Source organism: Aeromonas sp. RU39B, from assembly GCF_900156095.1.
In the GTDB taxonomy this organism is placed as follows: domain Bacteria; phylum Pseudomonadota; class Gammaproteobacteria; order Enterobacterales; family Aeromonadaceae; genus Aeromonas.
Genome location: NZ_FTMJ01000012.1, coordinates 36,812 through 54,707 on the forward strand (window position 1 = coordinate 36,812; position 17,896 = coordinate 54,707).

A 17,896-nucleotide genomic window follows, 5' to 3' on the forward strand; every position below is an offset into this window, starting at 1 on the left:
CCGATTATCCCATGAATCGCCTCCCGGGCGCGACGGGATCAGGCAAGCAGCAGGGTGCTGACCCCAAGCGTGATAAACAGCAGGGCGCAGCCGATGCGGATCCATTTTAGCGGCAGCTTGTCGGCGCCGAGTTTGCCGAGCAGTACCACCGGCACGTTGGCCAGCATCATGCCGAGCGTGGTGCCGATGATCACCTGGAAGAAGGCATCAAAACGGGCGGCCAGCAGCACGGTGGCGATCTGGGTCTTGTCGCCCATCTCGGCAATAAAGAACAGGACAAAGGTGGCGACAAAGGGGCCAAAGCGCTCGAGTGGACTCTCTTCGTCATCCATCTTGTCGGGCACCAGGATCCAGATTGCCATGGCAATAAAGGCGGCGGCGACTAAGTAGGTGAGGATCTTGGGGTCCAGCCAGCGGCTTATCATCTCGCCAATCCAGGCGGCCCCGGCATGGTTGAGCACGGTGGAGGCAAAGATACCGAGCACGATGGGCCAGGGTTTACGAAACCGGCAGATCAATAGCAGAGCGAGCAGTTGGGTTTTATCGCCGATTTCGGCAATGGCCACGCTGAGCGTGGAGGTGAGCAGAGCTTCCATAAGTAGCAACGACAGGGGACGGAGTTGTTATAGTCCAATGACTGGCAACAGCTCTCCGTCCCCGGTTTAAGCCGTTGCCCGTCAAAGGTCTTGTCAACGCCGGGGCAATGGTTGCCCGCCGCATTCTGGCCATGGTGATTTGGCACCAAGTGTGTTGACCAGAATCATCCCCTGCATGGCAACAGGCGATGCGACTACTCCCCCTTGATGGGAGCGGGCATTCTAGGAAAAAAGCGGGGGGCTGGCAAGCCGCGATTATCCGCCCACCAGCTTGACGCTAAAGCCGGCTTTCTCCAGCTCGGCCTTGATAAGGTCCCGTTTGTCACCTTGAATTTCGATGACCCCCTCCTTGAGGCTGCCGCCGGTGCCGCACTTTTTCTTAAGCAAGGTGGCGATGGCTTTCTGCTGCGAAGGGGGCACGCCAAACACCGTGATGACCCCGGCGCCCTTGCGCCCCTTGGTTTCACGGCGCAGCCGCACAATGCCGTCGTCGGGGAAGGGGGAGGCGTTGGTGGGCGCCGCGTCTTGAGCGACGTGGCCGCCATCGGTGGAGTAGACCAGGCGGCTGTTACTGTCTTGGGACATATTATGACGGGACTCGATGAATGACTGACTGGAAATTGATTTTACTCAACGATACGCCGAGAGTTCTACCTATAATTGGAAGGCTTAAAGCGAACCATTATCGTTTCGTCATGGGAGGCAGTCGTGGAATTGTGTGATCTTGCGCCGGGGCAACGGGCCCGAATTCTCAATATGAACCGCCTGAGCCATCAGGTGCGGCGCAAACTGATGGTGATGGGTTTGCTCCCAAATAGCGAAGTGCTGTTTTTGCGCACGGCACCCCTTGGCGATCCGATGCAGATCCAGTGTCAAGGGATCTGCCTTTCCATGCAAAAAGGCCTGGCCCAGTTGATTGAGGTAGAGCCGGTATGAAGATGAACATTGTCACCGTAGGGAATCCCAACAGCGGTAAGACCTCCCTGTTTAATGCCCTGACCGGTGCCCGCCAGCACGTCGGGAACTGGTCCGGTGTGACGGTTGAGAAAAAATCAGGCTATTTCGAGCACCAAGGGACGGAAGTGACCCTGGTGGACCTGCCCGGTATCTACGGTCTTGGTAATCAGGATGATTCCATCGACGAGCAGATCGCCAGCCGTTATGTTCAGGCCCAGCGACCCGATCTGTTTCTCAATGTCATCGATGCCTCGAGTCTCGAGCGCTCCCTCTATCTGACGCTGCAACTGCGCGAGCTTGGCCTGCCGGTGCTGGTGGTGCTCAACAAGATCGACATTCTGGAAAAACGCCGCATCGAGATTGATATTGATGCGCTCTCGTCGGCCCTTGGCTGCCCGGTGATTGCGCTCTCGAGCCGTAACCGCCGCCAGGTGCTGGCACTGAAAAACAAGATGATTGGCATTGCCGGTGCTCAGTTGCCGCTCTCGCTTGATTACGGTCCCGAGCTCGAATCGGTGATCGGTGAGATGTCAGATCTGCTTGGCGAGCATCACGCCACCCGCCGCGGCCGCGCCTTGCGTCTGCTCGAAGGGGATCGCAGCCTGCTTGATGGGGTTGAAGGGGAGACGCTGGGCAAGATCAGCGCCCTGATTGAGCGGATGCAGCACGGCCATGATATCGACCTGCAGCTGGCCGATGTGCGCTACGGCTTTATCCATCAGCTGACCCACGATCACCGCCACCAGCGTGGCAAGCTCTCCGCCGCCGGCAGCGAGCGCATCGATCGGGTGCTGCTCAATCGCTGGTTTGGCGTGCCGTTCTTCCTGCTGGTGATGTACCTGATGTTTATGTTCTCCATCAAGGTGGGGAGCGCCTTTATCGACTTCTTCGACGTAATGGGCGGCGCCCTGTTTGTCGATGGAATCAAGCATCTGCTCGGGCTGGTCGCGGCACCAGACTGGGTCGGCGCAATCCTGGCCGATGGCTTTGGCGCCGGTCTGCAGACCGTTGCGACCTTTATCCCGGTGATCGCCTGCCTTTACCTGTTCCTCGCGGTGCTGGAAAGCTCCGGATATCTGGCGCGGGCTGCCTTCGTGGTCGATGCCCTGATGCGCAAACTCGGTCTGCCGGGCAAGGCGTTTGTGCCGATGCTGATGGGCTTTGGTTGCTCGGTGCCAGCGGTGATGGCTGCGCGCACTCTGGGCTCGGAGCGTGAACGCCTGATGACCTCATCGATGGCTCCGTTCATGTCGTGCGGTGCCCGTCTGCCGGTGTATGCCCTGTTTGCGGTGGCCTTCTTCCCCGATAGCGGTCAGAACCTGGTGTTCGCGCTGTATTTGCTTGGGATCGTGGTCGCCGTGCTGACCGGTCTGTGGCTGCGCAGCACCATTTTGCCCGGCAAGAGCGAAAGCCTGCTGATGGAGATGCCCGATTACGAGCTGCCGCAGATTAACAACGTGCTGCTGAAGACCTGGCAAAAGCTCAAGACCTTTATGTTTGGTGCCGGCCGCACCATCGTGCTGGTGGTCGCGGTGCTGAGCGTGTTTAACAACCTTGGCACCGACGGTCGCTTTGACCACGCCGGTGGTGAACAATCCCTGCTGGCCACCGCCAGTAAAGCGGTGACGCCTGTGCTGCATCCGCTCGGCGTGCGCGATGACAACTGGCAAGCAACGGTCGGCATCGTGACAGGCATCTTCGCCAAGGAAGCGGTAGTGGGGACGCTTAACAGCCTTTATGCTGGCGCGGCAGACGAAGAGGAGAAAGAGTACAGCCTGTGGGAGAGCTTTAAAGAGGCGCTGGCCACCATCCCGGCCAACCTCGCTGATATCAAGGCAAGCGACCCGCTCGGCATTGAAGTCGGTGATACCGAAGATCAGGCTGCCGCAGCCGAGTCGCAAGAGGTGGATGTAGCAACCTACAGCAACATGCAGGCTCACTTTGATGGTGCAGCCGGTGCGCTGGCTTATCTGGTGTTTGTGCTGCTTTACATGCCGTGCGCGGCCGCCATGGGGACCTTGGTGCGTGAAACTGGCCGTAACTGGGCTATCTACACCGCCATGTGGTGCAACTACACCGCCTTTATGTGCGCGACGCTGGTCTATCAAGGTTTAACCTTTAGCCAGCACCCGCAGCAGAGCTTGCTGTGGATCCTCTTCTACCTGTTTATCAGCGTGTTGCTGTGGGTCGTGATGCGCCGCCATGGTGACATCGTGGCGCGCAAGGCGGTGGTACTGTGATCCTGCGCGAGCTTGGTGAATACCTCGAGCGCGAGGGGAAGGTTAGCCGCCGCGATCTCGCCCGTCACTTCGACACCTCGGAAGATGCCGTTGAGGCGATGCTCGGGGTGTGGATGCGCAAGGGGCGGGTGCGCAAGTGTCAGAGCGAAGGGTGCTCGGGGCGCTGCTGCGGCAAGCACGAAGAGGTGATCTTCGAGTGGCTCTCTCCCGGTCAGATTGGTCTGGTGCAGACCCACTGAGCAGATACCTTAGCCTGACAAATCGGCCCGCATGTGCGGGCCGGTTTTTTTATCAGGGGAAAAGGGCAGGTTCAGTCGTCACGGCCGGGCTCGAGCGCCCAGGCGCTGCTGTCACCGCCCTTGCCAATCTGTCCTTTCTCCCGCCACAGCTTGAGTTTGAGGCGCAGGTTGTTGGTTGAATCGGCATGCTTGATGGCCTCCTCTTCATCGACCACCCCTTCGACCACCAGATCAAACAGCGCCTCATCGAAGGTGATCATGCCCAAGGGACGTGATTTTTCCATCACCTCTTTGAGGCCACCAAACTCGCCACGGCGCACCAAATCGCGCACCGTATGGCTGCCGAGCATCACCTCAACGGCGGCGCGGCGGCCACCATCAAGGGTTTTAACCAGTCGCTGCGACACAATCGCCTGCAGGTTGTTGCCAATGTCTTGCAGTAATTGAGGGCGGCGCTCTTCGGGAAAGAAGTTGATGATGCGATCGAGCGCTTGATTGGCGTTGGTGGCATGCAGGGTCGAGAGGCACAAGTGGCCGGTTTCCGAGAAGGTGAGGGCGTGCTCCATGGTTTCGCGGTCGCGAATTTCGCCGATCAGGATCACATCCGGCGCCTGGCGCAGGGTGTTTTTCAGCGCAGCGTGAAAGCTGCGGGTATCGACCCCGACCTCGCGCTGATTAACGATGCAGCGCTTGTGCTGGTGCACATACTCGATGGGATCTTCGATGGTGATGATATGGCCGCCGCCGCTTTGGTTGCGGTGATCGATCAGCGCCGCCAGCGAGGTGGACTTGCCCGAGCCGGTGCCGCCGACAAACAGGACCAGACCGCGCTTTTGCAAGATGGTCTCAAGTAGCACAGGGGGCAGGTGCAAGTCGGCAAAGCGTGGAATGTCGGTCTTGATGTTGCGAATGACGATCGACACCTCGTTACGCTGCTTGAAGATGTTGATGCGAAAGCGTCCAACGCAGGGCAGGGAGAGCGCCAGATTCATCTCTAACTCACGGGAAAAGGTCAGGCGCTGCTCACTGTCCATCAACGACTCGGCCAGCTCTTCAATCTCGCCCGGCAGCAAGGGGTTGTTATCAAGTGGCGTGAGAATGCCGTGAAACTTGGCGCTCGGCGGGGCGCCGGTTGAGAGATAAAGATCAGAGCCGTCCTGCTCGGACAGGATCTGCAGCAAGGGTTGCAATTCCATCAAGAGACCTCACGTAAACCGGCAATGGGTAAAGTATAGGGTTTGCCTGCTGGCTCAGGCCAAAGTGGGTACCCCATTTGGTAGGGTCACGCGCCGGTGAATTTTTCCCGAAACACGAAGAACACTGCGCCCATCATGCACAGGGCCGCCCACAGGTAGTCGAGCTTGATGGACTCTTTAAGGTAGAACACCGAGAAGGGGACAAACACGGTCAGGGTGATCACTTCTTGCAAAATTTTCAGCTGGGCCACGGTCAGCACCTGATGGCCAATGCGGTTGGCCGGTACCTGTAGCAGGTATTCAAACAGGGCAATGCCCCAGCTGACCAGCGCCGCGACAATCCAGGGTTGATGGCTGAAATTCTTAAGGTGGGCGTACCAGGCAAAGGTCATAAACACGTTGCTGCACAGCAGCAGGCCGATACTGATAAACACGGGATTCATGGTGTACTCCTTGGCGTGATGCGGCGTTATAGCGCATTGTTTTGAATTTATAAAGACGCAGGCTGCGTGACGCTCAAGGGCAAACCTTGGTGCGCCGTGACTTTGATGGCACTATCAGGGCCCCCACTGTGGTTTGACCCATAACTTGTTGATGCCGATGACTCATCCCGCTTTACATGGATTGCTTGCGCGCCAGCAGCGCCGCCACCGCCTGCTGCTAATGACGCTGTTGTTGGCGCTGGTCGCCATCTGGCTGCTCTCGCTGTCGCTTGGCGCGTTTCCGGTCTGGTCACTGTCGCGTGATGATGCGATGGCCTGGCAAGTGTTCTGGTCGCTGCGCCTGCCGCGCACTGTGCTGGCCATGGCGGTGGGAGCGGCGTTGGCCATGAGCGGGGCCACCTTGCAGGTGCTGCTACATAATCCGGTGGCCGAGCCAGGGCTACTGGGCATCTCGAGCGGTGCCGGCATGGCCGCCATGCTATTGCTGCAGCTCGCTGCCACCACCGGCCTGCCGCTCTCGCCGGTATTACTGACTGTGGCCAGCTTTGCCGGTGCCATGCTGGTGACCGGCTTGCTGGTGCGCCTGGCTCACCGGCAGCGCCTTGATATGGCGCGTTTACTGCTGCTTGGCATTGCCATCAGCATCATTGCTAACGCGGTGATGACCTGGCTGATGTACTTTGCCAGCGACGTGTCACTGCGTCAGTTTATGTTCTGGATGATGGGGAGCCTCGCCAATGGCGGCGAGCAGCTGCCCTGGAGCCTGCCGACTTTGCTACTCGCGGGTGGCCTGCTTATCTGGCGCGCCCCGCGACTGCAACTTTTGATGCTCGGTGAAACCCAGGCCCGCTTGATGGGGCTTGAGGTGGCTCGTGAGCGCGGCTGGCTGATATCACTGGTGTGCTTGCTCACCGCGCTGTCGGTGTCGCTGTGCGGCGTGATCGGCTTTGTCGGGCTGGTGGTGCCACATCTGCTAAGACTGTGCGGCATCAGCTCGCCGCGGGTGTTACTGCCAGCCTCGGCGCTCGGTGGCGCGCTGCTGCTCCTGCTGGCCGATCTTATCTCCCGCGTCGGTCTTTCCTCCGGTGAGCTGCCGGTTGGGGTGGTGACCGCCACTCTGGGCGCCCCCATCTTTATCACCTTGCTGTTAAAACACCATGCTGAGCGCTGATCATCTCTGTGTCTCCGGGCGACTGGCCCCGCTGGATCTTCACTGGCAACCGGGTGAGCGCGTTGCCCTGATAGGCCCTAACGGCAGTGGTAAATCCACCCTGCTTGGGCTGCTGGCCGGTTTGCATGCCCCCGATAGTGGACAGGTGCGCTATGACGGTGAGGCGATGACCGCGCTCGATGCACCATCCCTGGCGCGCCGGCGTGCCTTGCTCACGCAACGGGTGTCACCGGCGCTCGGCATGCCGGTGTTTGAGCTGCTTCGGCTGGGCGTGGCCGAAGATGCCCTGCATGCCGGTCTTGAGCGGGTGCTGGACGTCCTTGAGCTGCATCCTTTGCTGGCACGCGACGTGGCGCGACTATCGGGCGGTGAGCAGCAGCGGGTGTTGATTGCGCGCACCTTGCTGCAGGGCTGGCCTATCGGGAGGGGGCGGGTGATATTGCTCGACGAGCCGCTGGCCGGGCTGGATCTGCACCATCAACTGGCGCTGCTGCGCTTACTGCGGGAATTAAGTGAGCGAGGCGCACTGCTGGTGGTTTCGCTGCACGATCTTAATCTGGCGCTGCAGTGGTCGAGCCGCGTGGTCTGTCTGGAGCAAGGGCGCTGCGTGTTTAACGGAGCCAGCGCCGCGTTGGAGCAAGGATTACTCGAGCAGGTGTTCAAGATCCGGGCCGACCGCGTGGAGGCGGCCGGCCGGTCGTGGCTGGTGACGCCACTGGAGTGAGCTGCGCTTAGCGCGAAAGCAGGGTCATGCGCGCTTGGCTGGCATCAGCCAGCATGCTCACCAGGCGCTCGGTGTCGTGCCAGGAGAGGCAGGCATCGGTGATGCTCTGGCCAAAGGTCGCGGCGCAGCCACCCACCACGTCCTGCCGACCTTCTACCAGGAAGCTTTCGGCCATGATGCCAGCGATGCCGGTGCGACCACGGCGCAGCTGATCGCAGATATCCTCGGCCACCAGCAGCTGGCGACGGTGATCCTTCATGCTGTTGCCGTGGCTGAAATCGACCACCAACCGCTCGGGCAGACCCACCTCGGCCAGCGCCTCGCACGCCTCATCGACGCTGGCGGTATCGTAGTTGGGACGATGGCCGCCACGCAAAATCACGTGGCCGTGCGGGTTACCGGCGGTGCGGTAGATGGTCATCTTTCCGTCTTTATCCGGCGAATAGAAGATGTGGCTGTGGCGGGCGGCGCGCACGGCGTCGATGGCGATGCGGGTGTTGCCGTCGGTGCCGTTTTTAAAGCCGACCGGGCAGGAGAGGGCAGAGGCCATCTCGCGGTGCACCTGGGATTCGGTGGTGCGTGCACCAATGGCGCCCCAGGTGATGAGATCGGCAATATATTGACCGGTCACCATATCGAGAAACTCGGTGGCGGTGGGCATACCGAGGCTGTTGATGGCCACCAGCAGCTTGCGCGCCATGCGAAGGCCGGTATTGACATCAAAGCTGCCGTCCAGATGCGGATCATTGATAAGTCCCTTCCAGCCGACGATGGTGCGGGGCTTTTCAAAGTAGGTGCGCATCACGATGCACAGGCTGCCGGCATAACGCTCGCGCAGCCCTTGCAGGCGGTTGGCATATTCCAGCGCCGCCACCGGGTCGTGCACCGAGCAAGGGCCGATGATCACCAGCAAGCGGGCGTCCTGACCTTGCAAGATGGCTTCCACTTCGGCGCGGGCGGTGAGCAGATGGGCGGCGGCCGCATCACTCAAGGCATGTTCGTTGGCCAGTTCACGGGCTGTCACCAGTTCACCAAGGCGCCGGGTTCGCAATTCGTCGGTATGGATGGACATAACAAAATGGCTCTAAGCGGAGAAATCGCAGCCGTCGGGGCCGCGCAAGAAAACAGACTCTGCACATTAAAGCAAAAGTCTTACGATTGAAACCGCCCCGCTCTCTGGTTAGGATGGGCGCGTTTTTTTGTGTGCCTACATCCTTGTACGCACGTTGCTCAGGTCCTGTTTCGAGATTGAGGTGTCATGTGGGAAAACCAGGTGCAACTGGCCTGACCCGGATTATTCACGCCGCCGGTTACAGCATGAAAGGGCTCTGCTCGGCCTGGCGTCATGAGGCGGCCTTTCGTCAAGAGCTGCTGCTGATCCTAGTGCTGATGCCGCTCACTGTGTGGGTGGGCAACACCCTTGAGCAGATTTTGCTGCTGGTGTGCATCAGCTGGCTGGTGGTGATTGTCGAGATCCTCAACTCCGCCGTGGAAGCCGTGGTGGATCGGATTGGCAGCGAGCGCCATGAGCTCTCCGGCCGCGCCAAAGACATGGGCTCTGCCGCCGTGTTTATCTGCCTGGCGCTCAATATCGTCGTGTGGGGTGCCCTGGCCGGTCGCAATTTGCTCGGTTGGTGGTAAAAACCGCCTTAAATGGCGGTAACCCCTTGAATGAGTTGTGGTCAATCCCCATCTGATGGGTCGGTATCGCATCAAAATCGCGTACTGATGCACAAATCCGGCGGGTTGCGCGGCTCGACTCACTTGTGCCGCGCCGCTATAATGCCGCGTCTGATTTTCATTTATGCAAAGACGTTGTGTCTTTGATGACCAGGAAGACCCCGGGGACTCCCTTGGGGAAAAAAAGGGTCAGCACCGAGTGCTGAGTTGAACGAGGTAAAAGAATGCAAGTTTCTGTAGAGACTACCCAGGGTCTGGAACGTCGCCTGACTATCACTGTTCCGGCTGCTACCGTTGATGCTGCCGTGAAGAAAGAGCTGACCGGTCTGGCCAAGTCCCGTCGTATTGACGGTTTCCGCCCGGGCAAGGCTCCCCTGTCCATCATCAAGAAGATGTTTGGTGCCCTGGCCCAAGCCCGTGTTGCCGATGAAATGATGCAGAACAACTTCATCAAAGCCATCATCGACAACAAGCTGAGCCCGGCTGGCGCCCCGACCATGGATCCGCAAGAGATGAAGGAAGGGCAGGACTTCGTGTTCAGCGCGACCTTTGAAGTCTATCCGGAATTCGACGTGGCTGGTCTTGAGTCCATCAAGGTTGAGAAGCCGGTTGCCAGCGTGACTGATGCCGATCTGGACAAGATGATCGACACCCTGCGCAAGCAACACGCGACCTGGTCCGACGTTGACGCGGCTGCCGCTGATGGCATGCGTGTTACTCTGGACTTCGTTGGCTCCATCGACGGTGAAGAGTTCGAAGGTGGCAAGGCTGAAGGTTTTGCACTGGTGCTGGGCGCCGGCCGCATGATCCCGGGCTTTGAAGATGCCATCATCGGCAAGAAGGCTGGCGACGAGTTCACCATCGACGTGACCTTCCCGGCTGACTACCACGCTGAAAACCTCAAGGGCAAGGCTGCCAAGTTCGTCTCCAAGCTCAGCAAGGTTGAAGAGCAAATCCTGCCGGAGCTGACCGAAGAGTTCGTTAAGCGTTTCGGTATCGAGAGCGGTGTGCTGGACGAGCTGAAGGCTGAAGTGCGCAAGAACATGGAGCGCGAACTGGCTCAAGCCCTGAAGAACGCTGTGAAGGAACAGGTTCTGAACGGTCTGGTTGAAGCTAATGCCATCGACCTGCCGAAGGCTGCCATCGAGCAAGAGATCGACACCCTGCGTAAGCAAGCCCTGCAACGCTTCGGTGGCTTCCAGGGCGGCAACGCTCCGGAACTGCCGGCTGAGCTGTTCCAGGACCAAGCCGAGCGTCGCGTTCGCGTCGGTCTGCTGCTGGGTGAAGTGATCCGTACCAACGAGATCAAGGCTGACGACGCTCGCGTTGACGCCATCATCGAGTCCATGGCCACCGCCTACGAAGATCCGAAGGAAGTGGTTGAGTACTACAAAAAGAACGAGCAGGCCCTGAACGGCGTGCGCAACCTGGCCATCGAAGATCAAGCCATTGATCTGATTCTGGCTAAGGCTCAAGTCACCGAGAAGACCGTCAGCTTTGACGACGTCATCAACAAGTCCGGTGCCGGTGCCTAAGAACAATTGACTTAAGGTCAACACTGTTACGTATAATGGCCCGTGTGTTCTCCACTCGGGCCATTTTATTTTAGGGACAATGCCTTATGTTCAAAAATTATAACGATACGACCGAATCCCCCCGTAATGCCCTGGTGCCCATCGTGGTCGAGCAGACCGCCAAGGGTGAACGTTCCTATGATATTTACTCTCGCCTGCTCAAAGAGCGGGTGATCTTCCTGACCGGTCAGGTCGAGGATCAGATGGCCAACCTGGTGGTGGCGCAGTTGCTGTTCCTCGAGTCGGAAAATCCCGACAAGGACATTTATATCTATATCAACTCGCCGGGTGGTTCGGTAACGGCAGGCATGTCCATCTATGACACCATGCAGTTTATCAAGCCGGACGTCAGCACCGTTTGCATGGGGCAAGCCTGCTCCATGGGGGCGTTCCTGCTGGCCGGTGGTGCCAAGGGCAAGCGTTTCTGCCTGCCCAATGCCCGCGTGATGATCCACCAGCCGCTGGGCGGCTTCCAGGGTCAGGCATCGGATATTCAGATCCATGCTCAAGAGATCCTCAAGATCAAAAACACCCTGAATGAGCGACTGGCTTTCCACACCGGACAGGACATTGCTACCATCGAACGCGACACCGACCGTGACAATTTCATGTCGGCCGAGCAGGCGGTGGCCTATGGCCTGGTGGATGGCGTACTGACCCAACGCGGTTAAGCACTCGTTCGCAACCTGCTGTACACTGTGCAGGTTGCGGATGAATCACCATTAGAGGTTTCTGAATGACAGACAAACGCAAGGGTGACGGAGAAAAGCTGCTTTACTGCTCTTTCTGCGGCAAAAGCCAGCATGAAGTGCGCAAGCTGATCGCGGGCCCTTCCGTCTATATTTGCGACGAGTGTGTCGAGCTGTGTAACGACATCATTCGTGAGGAGATCCGCGATATCTCCCCCAAGCGCGAAGGTACTGAACTGCCAACTCCGCACAAGATCCGTGCTCACCTCGATGATTATGTCATCGGCCAGGAGCATGCCAAGAAAGTGCTGGCAGTGGCGGTTTATAACCACTACAAGCGCCTGCGCTCAAGCACCGCTGAAACCAACGGTGTGGAACTGGGCAAATCCAACATTCTGCTGATTGGCCCGACCGGTAGTGGTAAAACCCTGCTGGCCGAGACCCTGGCTCGCCTGCTGGACGTTCCCTTCACCATGGCCGACGCCACCACCTTGACCGAAGCCGGTTATGTGGGCGAAGACGTGGAGAACATCATCCAGAAGCTGCTGCAAAAGTGCGACTACGACGTGGAAAAGGCCCAGCGCGGCATTGTCTACATCGACGAAATCGACAAGATTTCGCGCAAGTCCGACAACCCCTCCATCACCCGTGACGTGTCCGGGGAAGGGGTGCAGCAGGCCCTGCTCAAGCTGATTGAAGGGACCATTGCCTCGGTGCCGCCGCAAGGTGGCCGCAAGCACCCCCAGCAGGAGTTTTTGCAAGTCGACACCTCCAAGATCCTGTTTATCTGCGGTGGTGCGTTTGCCGGTCTGGACAAGGTGATTGAGCAGCGCTCGGTCAAGGGCACCGGTATCGGCTTTGGCGCCGAGGTGAAATCCAAGGATGCCAAGGCCTCCTTGAGCGAAACCTTCGCCAAGGTTGAGCCTGAAGATCTCATCAAGTACGGTCTCATCCCCGAGTTTATCGGTCGTCTGCCGGTGGTAGCGACCTTGAGTGAACTCGACGAGGCGGCACTGATCCAGATCCTCAAGGAGCCGAAGAACGCGCTGACCAAGCAGTATGCTGCGCTGTTCGATCTGGAAGGGGTTGAGCTCGAGTTTCGCGAAGACGCACTGGTGGCCATTGCCCAAAAGGCGATGGAGCGCAAAACCGGTGCTCGCGGCCTGCGTTCGATCGTCGAGGCGGTGCTGCTCGATACCATGTATGACCTCCCGTCACAGGAAGATGTCAGCAAGGTGGTGATCGACGAAGGGGTGATCAAGGGCGATACTCCGCCACTGATGATCTACGAGCGTCCTGACACCCAGGCTGCTGTTTCCGAATAAATTGCTGGTTTTCTGACCAGATGAAAGGGGCTTAGGCCCCTTTCTTGTTTTTTAGCCCTTGATTGCATTGAATCGGTCCGAGCCGCCCCCATATACTCAGCCAAGCGCTAGCCAACGGTATAACAAGCCGAGAGGACATTTATGAACCTAGAGCGTTCTGAACGCATCGAGATTCCCGTCCTGCCTCTTCGTGACGTGGTGGTTTATCCCCACATGGTCATTCCACTGTTTGTGGGGCGGGAAAAATCCATCCGGTGTCTGGAAGCGGCGATGGAGCACGACAAGAAAGTGCTGCTGATCGCCCAGAAGGATGCCTCCACGGATGATCCGACAGTTGAAGAGATGTTCTGTGTCGGGACTGTGGCCAATATTCTGCAGATGCTCAAGCTGCCGGATGGGACGGTCAAAGTGCTGGTCGAAGGTGGTCAGCGCGCCCGCCTAGAGCGCATGATTGACGACGACGCCTACTACGTGGGCGAAGCGAGCTATCTCATCTCCGATGCGCTGGTGGAGCGTGAAGCCGAAGTCTTGGTTCGCTCTGCCATCGGTCAGTTTGAAGGTTACATCAAGCTCAACAAGAAGATTCCGCCCGAGGTGCTCACCTCGATTGCTGCGATCGACGATCCGGCACGCCTGGCCGACACCATGGCCGCGCACATGCCGCTCAAGCTTGAAGACAAGCAGAAGGTGCTGGAATTTGCCTCGGTGGCTGAACGCATCGAGTTTCTGATGGCGATGATGGAGTCGGAAATCGACCTGCTGCAGGTTGAAAAACGCATCCGCTCTCGCGTTAAGAAACAGATGGAGAAGAGCCAGCGCGAGTACTACCTCAACGAGCAGATGAAGGCGATTCAAAAAGAGCTCGGCGATCTGGAAGACAGTCCCGACGAGTTCGAGACCCTGAGCCGCAAGATCGATGAGGTGGGCATGCCGGAAGAGGCCCGTGAAAAGGCGCTCTCCGAGCTCTCCAAGCTCAAGATGATGTCGCCCATGTCGGCCGAAGCCACCGTGGTGCGCAGCTACATCGACTGGATGGTGCAGGTGCCGTGGAAGGCTCGCTCCAAGGTCAAGAAGGACATTGCCAAGGCGCAAGATATCCTTGATGCCGACCACTATGGCCTGGAGAAGGTCAAAGATCGCATCCTGGAATATCTGGCGGTGCAGGCGCGCGTCAACAAGCTCAAGGGACCGATCCTCTGTCTGGTTGGGCCTCCTGGTGTGGGTAAGACCTCGCTGGGTCAGTCGATTGCCAAGGCGACCGGTCGCAAGTATGTACGCATGGCGCTCGGTGGGGTGCGTGATGAAGCGGAAATCCGTGGTCACCGCCGTACCTACATCGGCTCGATGCCGGGCAAGCTCATCCAGAAGATGGCCAAGGTCGGGGTGAAAAACCCGCTGTTCCTGCTCGATGAAATCGACAAGATGAGCTCGGACATGCGTGGCGATCCGGCTTCTGCCTTGCTGGAAGTGCTCGATCCGGAGCAAAACAACAGCTTCAACGACCACTATCTGGAGATCGATTACGATCTGTCGGACGTGATGTTTGTGGCCACCTCCAACTCCATGAACATCCCGGGCCCGCTGCTCGACCGGATGGAGGTGATTCGTCTGTCCGGTTATACCGAAGACGAGAAGCTCAATATTGCCAAGCGTCACCTGGTGGCCAAGCAGATCCAGCGTAATGGCCTGAAAGAGTCCGAGATCACCATCGAAGATTCGGCTATTGTGGGCATTATCCGTTATTACACCCGTGAAGCCGGTGTGCGTGGTCTTGAGCGTGAAATCTCCAAAATCTGTCGCAAGGCGGTGAAAAAGATTCTGCTCGACAAGCACATCAAGCACGTCAGTGTGACCCAGCAAAACCTCAAGGAGTTCCTTGGCGTTCAGCGTTATGACTTCGGCAAGGCTGAAGATCACAACCAGGTGGGTCAGGTGTGCGGTCTGGCCTGGACCGAAGTGGGCGGCGATCTGCTGACCATCGAGGCGACCTCTGTGCCCGGCAAGGGCAAGCTGACCTTCACCGGCTCGCTCGGTGACGTGATGCAAGAGTCCATCCAGGCGGCCATGACCGTGGTGCGGGCGCGCGCTGAGAAGCTGCGCATCAACCCCGATTTCTACGAAAAGCGTGATATCCACGTTCACGTGCCGGAAGGGGCGACCCCGAAGGACGGCCCGAGCGCCGGTATCGCCATGTGTACCGCGCTGGTCTCGAGCCTCACCGGTAACCCGGTGCGTGCCGATGTGGCCATGACCGGCGAAATCACCCTGCGTGGTGAGGTGCTGCCGATCGGTGGGCTGAAAGAGAAGTTGCTGGCTGCCCACCGCGGTGGCATCAAGCGGGTGCTGATCCCCCTTGAAAACGAGCGCGATCTGGAAGAGATTCCGGACAACGTGAAGGCAGACCTTGAAATTCATCCGGTTCGCTGGATTGATCAGGTGCTGGAGCTGGCGCTGGCGGAGAATCCACAAGGTTTTGAGGTAGTCTCCGACGTCAAAGCATGATGCACCGCAAATTTGGTGCATCCGGACGGGCGACAAGGCTTGCAAGCCTGTGTGCAGGGCAGTAGCCTTGTCCCCGACCGGGAACTCATGGTGAGGCGCAAGGCGTGATGTGGCGCGGGTTTGAGCCAGATTGTCACTTGCATCTGATCAGGAGGCTTGTTATAAAACCTCCACTTGTTGCGGCCAGGGATAGTGGCGCCGTAGCGATGTTCGATAAAAAGGGGAAAATAAGAGTGAATAAATCTCAACTGATTGACAAGATTGCCGATGGCGCTGATATCTCCAAGGCTGCAGCCGGTCGTGCACTGGATGCCTTCATCGACGCAGTCACCGAATCCCTGAAGGATGGTGATCAAGTCGCTCTGGTTGGTTTCGGGACTTTCGCCGTTCGTGAGCGTGCTGCTCGCTCCGGCCGTAACCCGCAAACCGGCGCTACCATCGAGATCGCTGCTGGTAAAGTACCTGCCTTCAAGGCCGGCAAAGCTCTCAAAGACGCCGTCAACTAAGCCGCCTAGGCTTGACCAGACACAGCTCTGACTGATTGACCAAGGCGCATCGACAGCGGTGCGCCTTTTTCTTGTTTCTCCGGGAGCAACAGAAACAACATGATGATGGATAAACTCCGCGAAGGGGCACAGGGCAAGGTGGCCAAGATCATCTTGGGCCTGATCATCCTCTCCTTCGCACTGGCCGGTGTGGGTAGCTATCTGAACCGTCCCGCCCGTACCGCTGTCGCTGCCGTCAATGGCAACGAAATTTCACCGCAAACGCTGGAAACCGCCTATCGCAACGAGCGCAGCCGCTTGGAAGCGCAAATGGGCGAATCGTTCAACCAGCTGGCCGATAATCCCGAATACATCAAGCAACTGCGCCACAGTGTGCTGGATCGTTTGATTGATCAATCCCTGGTCGATGCCAAGGCCCATGAGCTGGGACTGCGTATCGGTGACGAGCAGATCAAGCAGGCTATCGTCAGCATGCCCGAATTTCAGAATAACGGTAAATTTGATAACGACCGCTATCTGCAACTGGTACGCCGCGCCAACATGACCCCGGAACAGTTCCGCGACAGCATCCGCCAGGATCTGGTGCGTCAGCAGTTGATGGGCGCACTGCTCGGTAGCGAGTTTGTGCTGCCGGGAGAAGTGACAGGTATCGACAAGCTCTACCAACAGAGCCGTGATGTGCGTCTGGTCCGTCTTGCTGCTGCCAAGTATCAAGAGCAGGTGCAGGTCAGCGACGAAGAGATCAAGCAGTACTATGAGTCGCACAAGAACAACTTCATGAACGACGAGCGCGTGAAGGTCGACTATCTGCTGCTCGATGCCGCCAATCTGGGTAACGACATCCAGGTCAGCGACCAGGATGTGCGTGATTACTACGATCAGCACCAAGAGCTGTTCCAGACCAGTGAACGTCGTCACGTTGCTCATATCCTGATCCCGTTTGGCAAGGATGACGCGGCTGCGCTTAAAAAAGCCCAGGACGATCTGGCTGCCCTCAAGGGCGGTGCTGATTTTGCCGAGCTGGCCAAGCGCGACTCTGCCGATACCTTCTCTGCCAAGAAGGGTGGTGAGCTTGACTGGTTCGAAAAGGGTGTGATGGATCCGGCCTTTGAGCAGGCTGCCTTTGCCCTGGCCAAGGAGGGGGATCTCTCTGAGGTGGTGAAGAGCCAGTTTGGCTATCACGTCATCAAGCTGCTCGGTGTTGAAGCGGCCACCACGCGTCCGTTTGAACAGGTGCAGGAAGAGACCAAGGTTCGTCTGCAAAAGGACAAGGCGCGTGAGCACTACTTTGCCCTGCAGCAGAAGATGGCTGACTCCAGCTTCGAAAACCCGGACTCGCTGGATGGCACTGCCAAGGCCCTGGGTCTTAAGGTCCAGAGCAGCGACTACTTCACCCGTACCAGCGCTCCGGCGCCGCTGAACGACAGCAAGGTGCTAGCAGCCGCCTTCTCCGACATGCTGCGTGAAGAGAACACCAACTCCGACGTGATTGAAGTGGGTGATGGCAAGGCTCTGGTGCTGCATATCGCTGACTACAAGCCCAAGGCGCCCAAGGCGCAGGACGAAGTGCGCGATCAGGTGGTTGCCGCCATCAAGCAGAGCAAGGCGAGCGAAGTGGCCCGTAGCAAGGCCCAAGAGCTGCTTGGCAAGCTCAAATCTGGCAATGGCAGTGAGGCGCTGACCGCACTCGGTCTGACCGAAGAGAGCCACAAGGCGGTGACCCGCTTTGCCCAGGACTTCGATGCCGAGCTGCTGACCCAGCTGTTCCGCATGCCGCATCCGGATGGCAAGCAGCCTTCCACCGCGCTGGTGACTCAGGGTAATGGCGATCAGGTGATCGTGGTGCTCGATAAGGTCAACGAAGCGGACAAGGCATCCGGCATGGCCCAGCTTATCAAGGGTCAGCTTGGCCAGAGCAAGGCCCAGGCTGATTACAAGGCGCTGATCCAGAGCCTGCGTAAGGCTGCCAAGGTCGAATATTTCGCCGCGCAAGAGGCGGCTGTCGAATAAGACGCACGCCTGAGATGAAAAAAGCCAGTCAGTTGACTGGCTTT

General features: G+C 58.4%; 17 protein-coding genes. 12 read left to right on the forward strand and 5 right to left on the reverse strand.

Annotated features, from left to right (window positions below):
* Positions 1–38: 38 nt before the first annotated feature.
* Together BW958_RS15375 and BW958_RS15380 are read right to left on the reverse strand one after the other, a co-directional pair.
* The gene (locus BW958_RS15375; protein ID WP_076576653.1) at positions 39–596 is read right to left on the reverse strand and encodes a TMEM165/GDT1 family protein; all 558 of its coding nucleotides are present in this window, start codon (positions 594–596) and stop codon (positions 39–41) included.
* Positions 597–851: 255 nt separating this feature from the next.
* Positions 852–1,181 carry a translation initiation factor gene (locus tag BW958_RS15380; RefSeq protein WP_076576654.1) on the reverse strand — a complete coding sequence of 110 codons (330 nt, stop codon included), beginning with the start codon at positions 1,179–1,181 and terminating at the stop codon, positions 852–854.
* Between the two features lie 123 nt (positions 1,182–1,304).
* On the opposite strand from BW958_RS15380, the gene BW958_RS15385 reads away from it, so the two are divergent.
* Genes BW958_RS15385 through BW958_RS15395 form a run of 3 tightly spaced genes read left to right on the forward strand, consistent with a single transcriptional unit; the run spans position 1,305 to position 4,032 of the window.
* Positions 1,305–1,532 (forward strand): FeoA family protein, encoded by a 228-nt coding sequence (locus tag BW958_RS15385; protein ID WP_076576656.1) that lies wholly within the window; start codon positions 1,305–1,307, stop codon positions 1,530–1,532.
* Positions 1,529–3,793 (forward strand): Fe(2+) transporter permease subunit FeoB, encoded by a 2,265-nt coding sequence (gene feoB / locus BW958_RS15390; protein WP_076576657.1) that lies wholly within the window; start codon positions 1,529–1,531, stop codon positions 3,791–3,793. Before BW958_RS15385 ends, feoB begins: the two co-directional genes overlap by 4 nt.
* Positions 3,790–4,032 (forward strand): FeoC-like transcriptional regulator, encoded by a 243-nt coding sequence (locus tag BW958_RS15395; RefSeq protein ID WP_076576659.1) that lies wholly within the window; start codon positions 3,790–3,792, stop codon positions 4,030–4,032. Before feoB ends, BW958_RS15395 begins: the two co-directional genes overlap by 4 nt.
* Before the next feature lie 71 nt (positions 4,033–4,103).
* On the opposite strand, the gene BW958_RS15400 is transcribed toward BW958_RS15395, so the two are convergent.
* Together BW958_RS15400 and BW958_RS15405 are read right to left on the reverse strand one after the other, a co-directional pair.
* Positions 4,104–5,228 (reverse strand): PilT/PilU family type 4a pilus ATPase, encoded by a 1,125-nt coding sequence (locus tag BW958_RS15400; protein ID WP_076576660.1) that lies wholly within the window; start codon positions 5,226–5,228, stop codon positions 4,104–4,106.
* Positions 5,229–5,314: 86 nt separating this feature from the next.
* Positions 5,315–5,671, reverse strand: coding sequence for a DMT family protein (locus tag BW958_RS15405; RefSeq protein WP_076576661.1), 357 nt, complete (start codon positions 5,669–5,671; stop codon positions 5,315–5,317).
* 157 nt (positions 5,672–5,828) lie between these two features.
* On the opposite strand from BW958_RS15405, the gene btuC reads away from it, so the two are divergent.
* Together btuC and BW958_RS15415 are read left to right on the forward strand one after the other, a co-directional pair.
* Positions 5,829–6,842, forward strand: coding sequence for a vitamin B12 ABC transporter permease BtuC (btuC, locus tag BW958_RS15410; RefSeq protein ID WP_076576662.1), 1,014 nt, complete (start codon positions 5,829–5,831; stop codon positions 6,840–6,842).
* Entirely contained in the window at positions 6,829–7,566 is a 738-nt protein-coding gene (locus BW958_RS15415) for an ATP-binding cassette domain-containing protein (RefSeq protein ID WP_076576664.1), read from the forward strand. Before btuC ends, BW958_RS15415 begins: the two co-directional genes overlap by 14 nt.
* Before the next feature lie 7 nt (positions 7,567–7,573).
* On the opposite strand, the gene BW958_RS15420 is transcribed toward BW958_RS15415, so the two are convergent.
* Complete coding sequence (locus tag BW958_RS15420) at positions 7,574–8,638, reverse strand: 3-deoxy-7-phosphoheptulonate synthase (RefSeq protein WP_076576665.1); 1,065 nt, start codon at positions 8,636–8,638, stop codon at positions 7,574–7,576.
* A 188-nt stretch (positions 8,639–8,826) separates the two neighbouring features.
* Here BW958_RS15420 and BW958_RS15425 point away from each other — a divergent pair, with 188 nt between their 5' ends.
* The 7 genes from BW958_RS15425 to ppiD all read left to right on the forward strand — a co-directional run bounded on the left by BW958_RS15425 (position 8,827) and on the right by ppiD (position 17,852).
* The gene (locus tag BW958_RS15425; protein WP_076576667.1) at positions 8,827–9,207 is read left to right on the forward strand and encodes a diacylglycerol kinase; all 381 of its coding nucleotides are present in this window, start codon (positions 8,827–8,829) and stop codon (positions 9,205–9,207) included.
* Between the two features lie 263 nt (positions 9,208–9,470).
* Positions 9,471–10,781: a trigger factor gene (gene tig, locus BW958_RS15430; protein ID WP_076576669.1), complete on the forward strand. Its 1,311-nt coding sequence runs from the start codon at positions 9,471–9,473 to the stop codon at positions 10,779–10,781.
* An 86-nt stretch (positions 10,782–10,867) separates the two neighbouring features.
* Positions 10,868–11,491: an ATP-dependent Clp endopeptidase proteolytic subunit ClpP gene (gene clpP, locus BW958_RS15435; protein WP_076576670.1), complete on the forward strand. Its 624-nt coding sequence runs from the start codon at positions 10,868–10,870 to the stop codon at positions 11,489–11,491.
* 65 nt (positions 11,492–11,556) lie between these two features.
* Positions 11,557–12,834: an ATP-dependent protease ATP-binding subunit ClpX gene (gene clpX / locus BW958_RS15440; RefSeq protein WP_076576671.1), complete on the forward strand. Its 1,278-nt coding sequence runs from the start codon at positions 11,557–11,559 to the stop codon at positions 12,832–12,834.
* 141 nt (positions 12,835–12,975) lie between these two features.
* Positions 12,976–15,336 carry an endopeptidase La gene (lon, locus tag BW958_RS15445; RefSeq protein ID WP_076576673.1) on the forward strand — a complete coding sequence of 787 codons (2,361 nt, stop codon included), beginning with the start codon at positions 12,976–12,978 and terminating at the stop codon, positions 15,334–15,336.
* Positions 15,337–15,569: 233 nt separating this feature from the next.
* A complete protein-coding gene (hupB, locus tag BW958_RS15450) occupies positions 15,570–15,842 on the forward strand; it encodes a nucleoid-associated protein HU-beta (protein ID WP_076576674.1) in 273 nt (90 codons plus the stop codon).
* 99 nt (positions 15,843–15,941) lie between these two features.
* The gene (ppiD, locus tag BW958_RS15455) at positions 15,942–17,852 is read left to right on the forward strand and encodes a peptidylprolyl isomerase (protein ID WP_076576676.1); all 1,911 of its coding nucleotides are present in this window, start codon (positions 15,942–15,944) and stop codon (positions 17,850–17,852) included.
* The last annotated feature ends 44 nt before the right edge of the window (positions 17,853–17,896 follow it).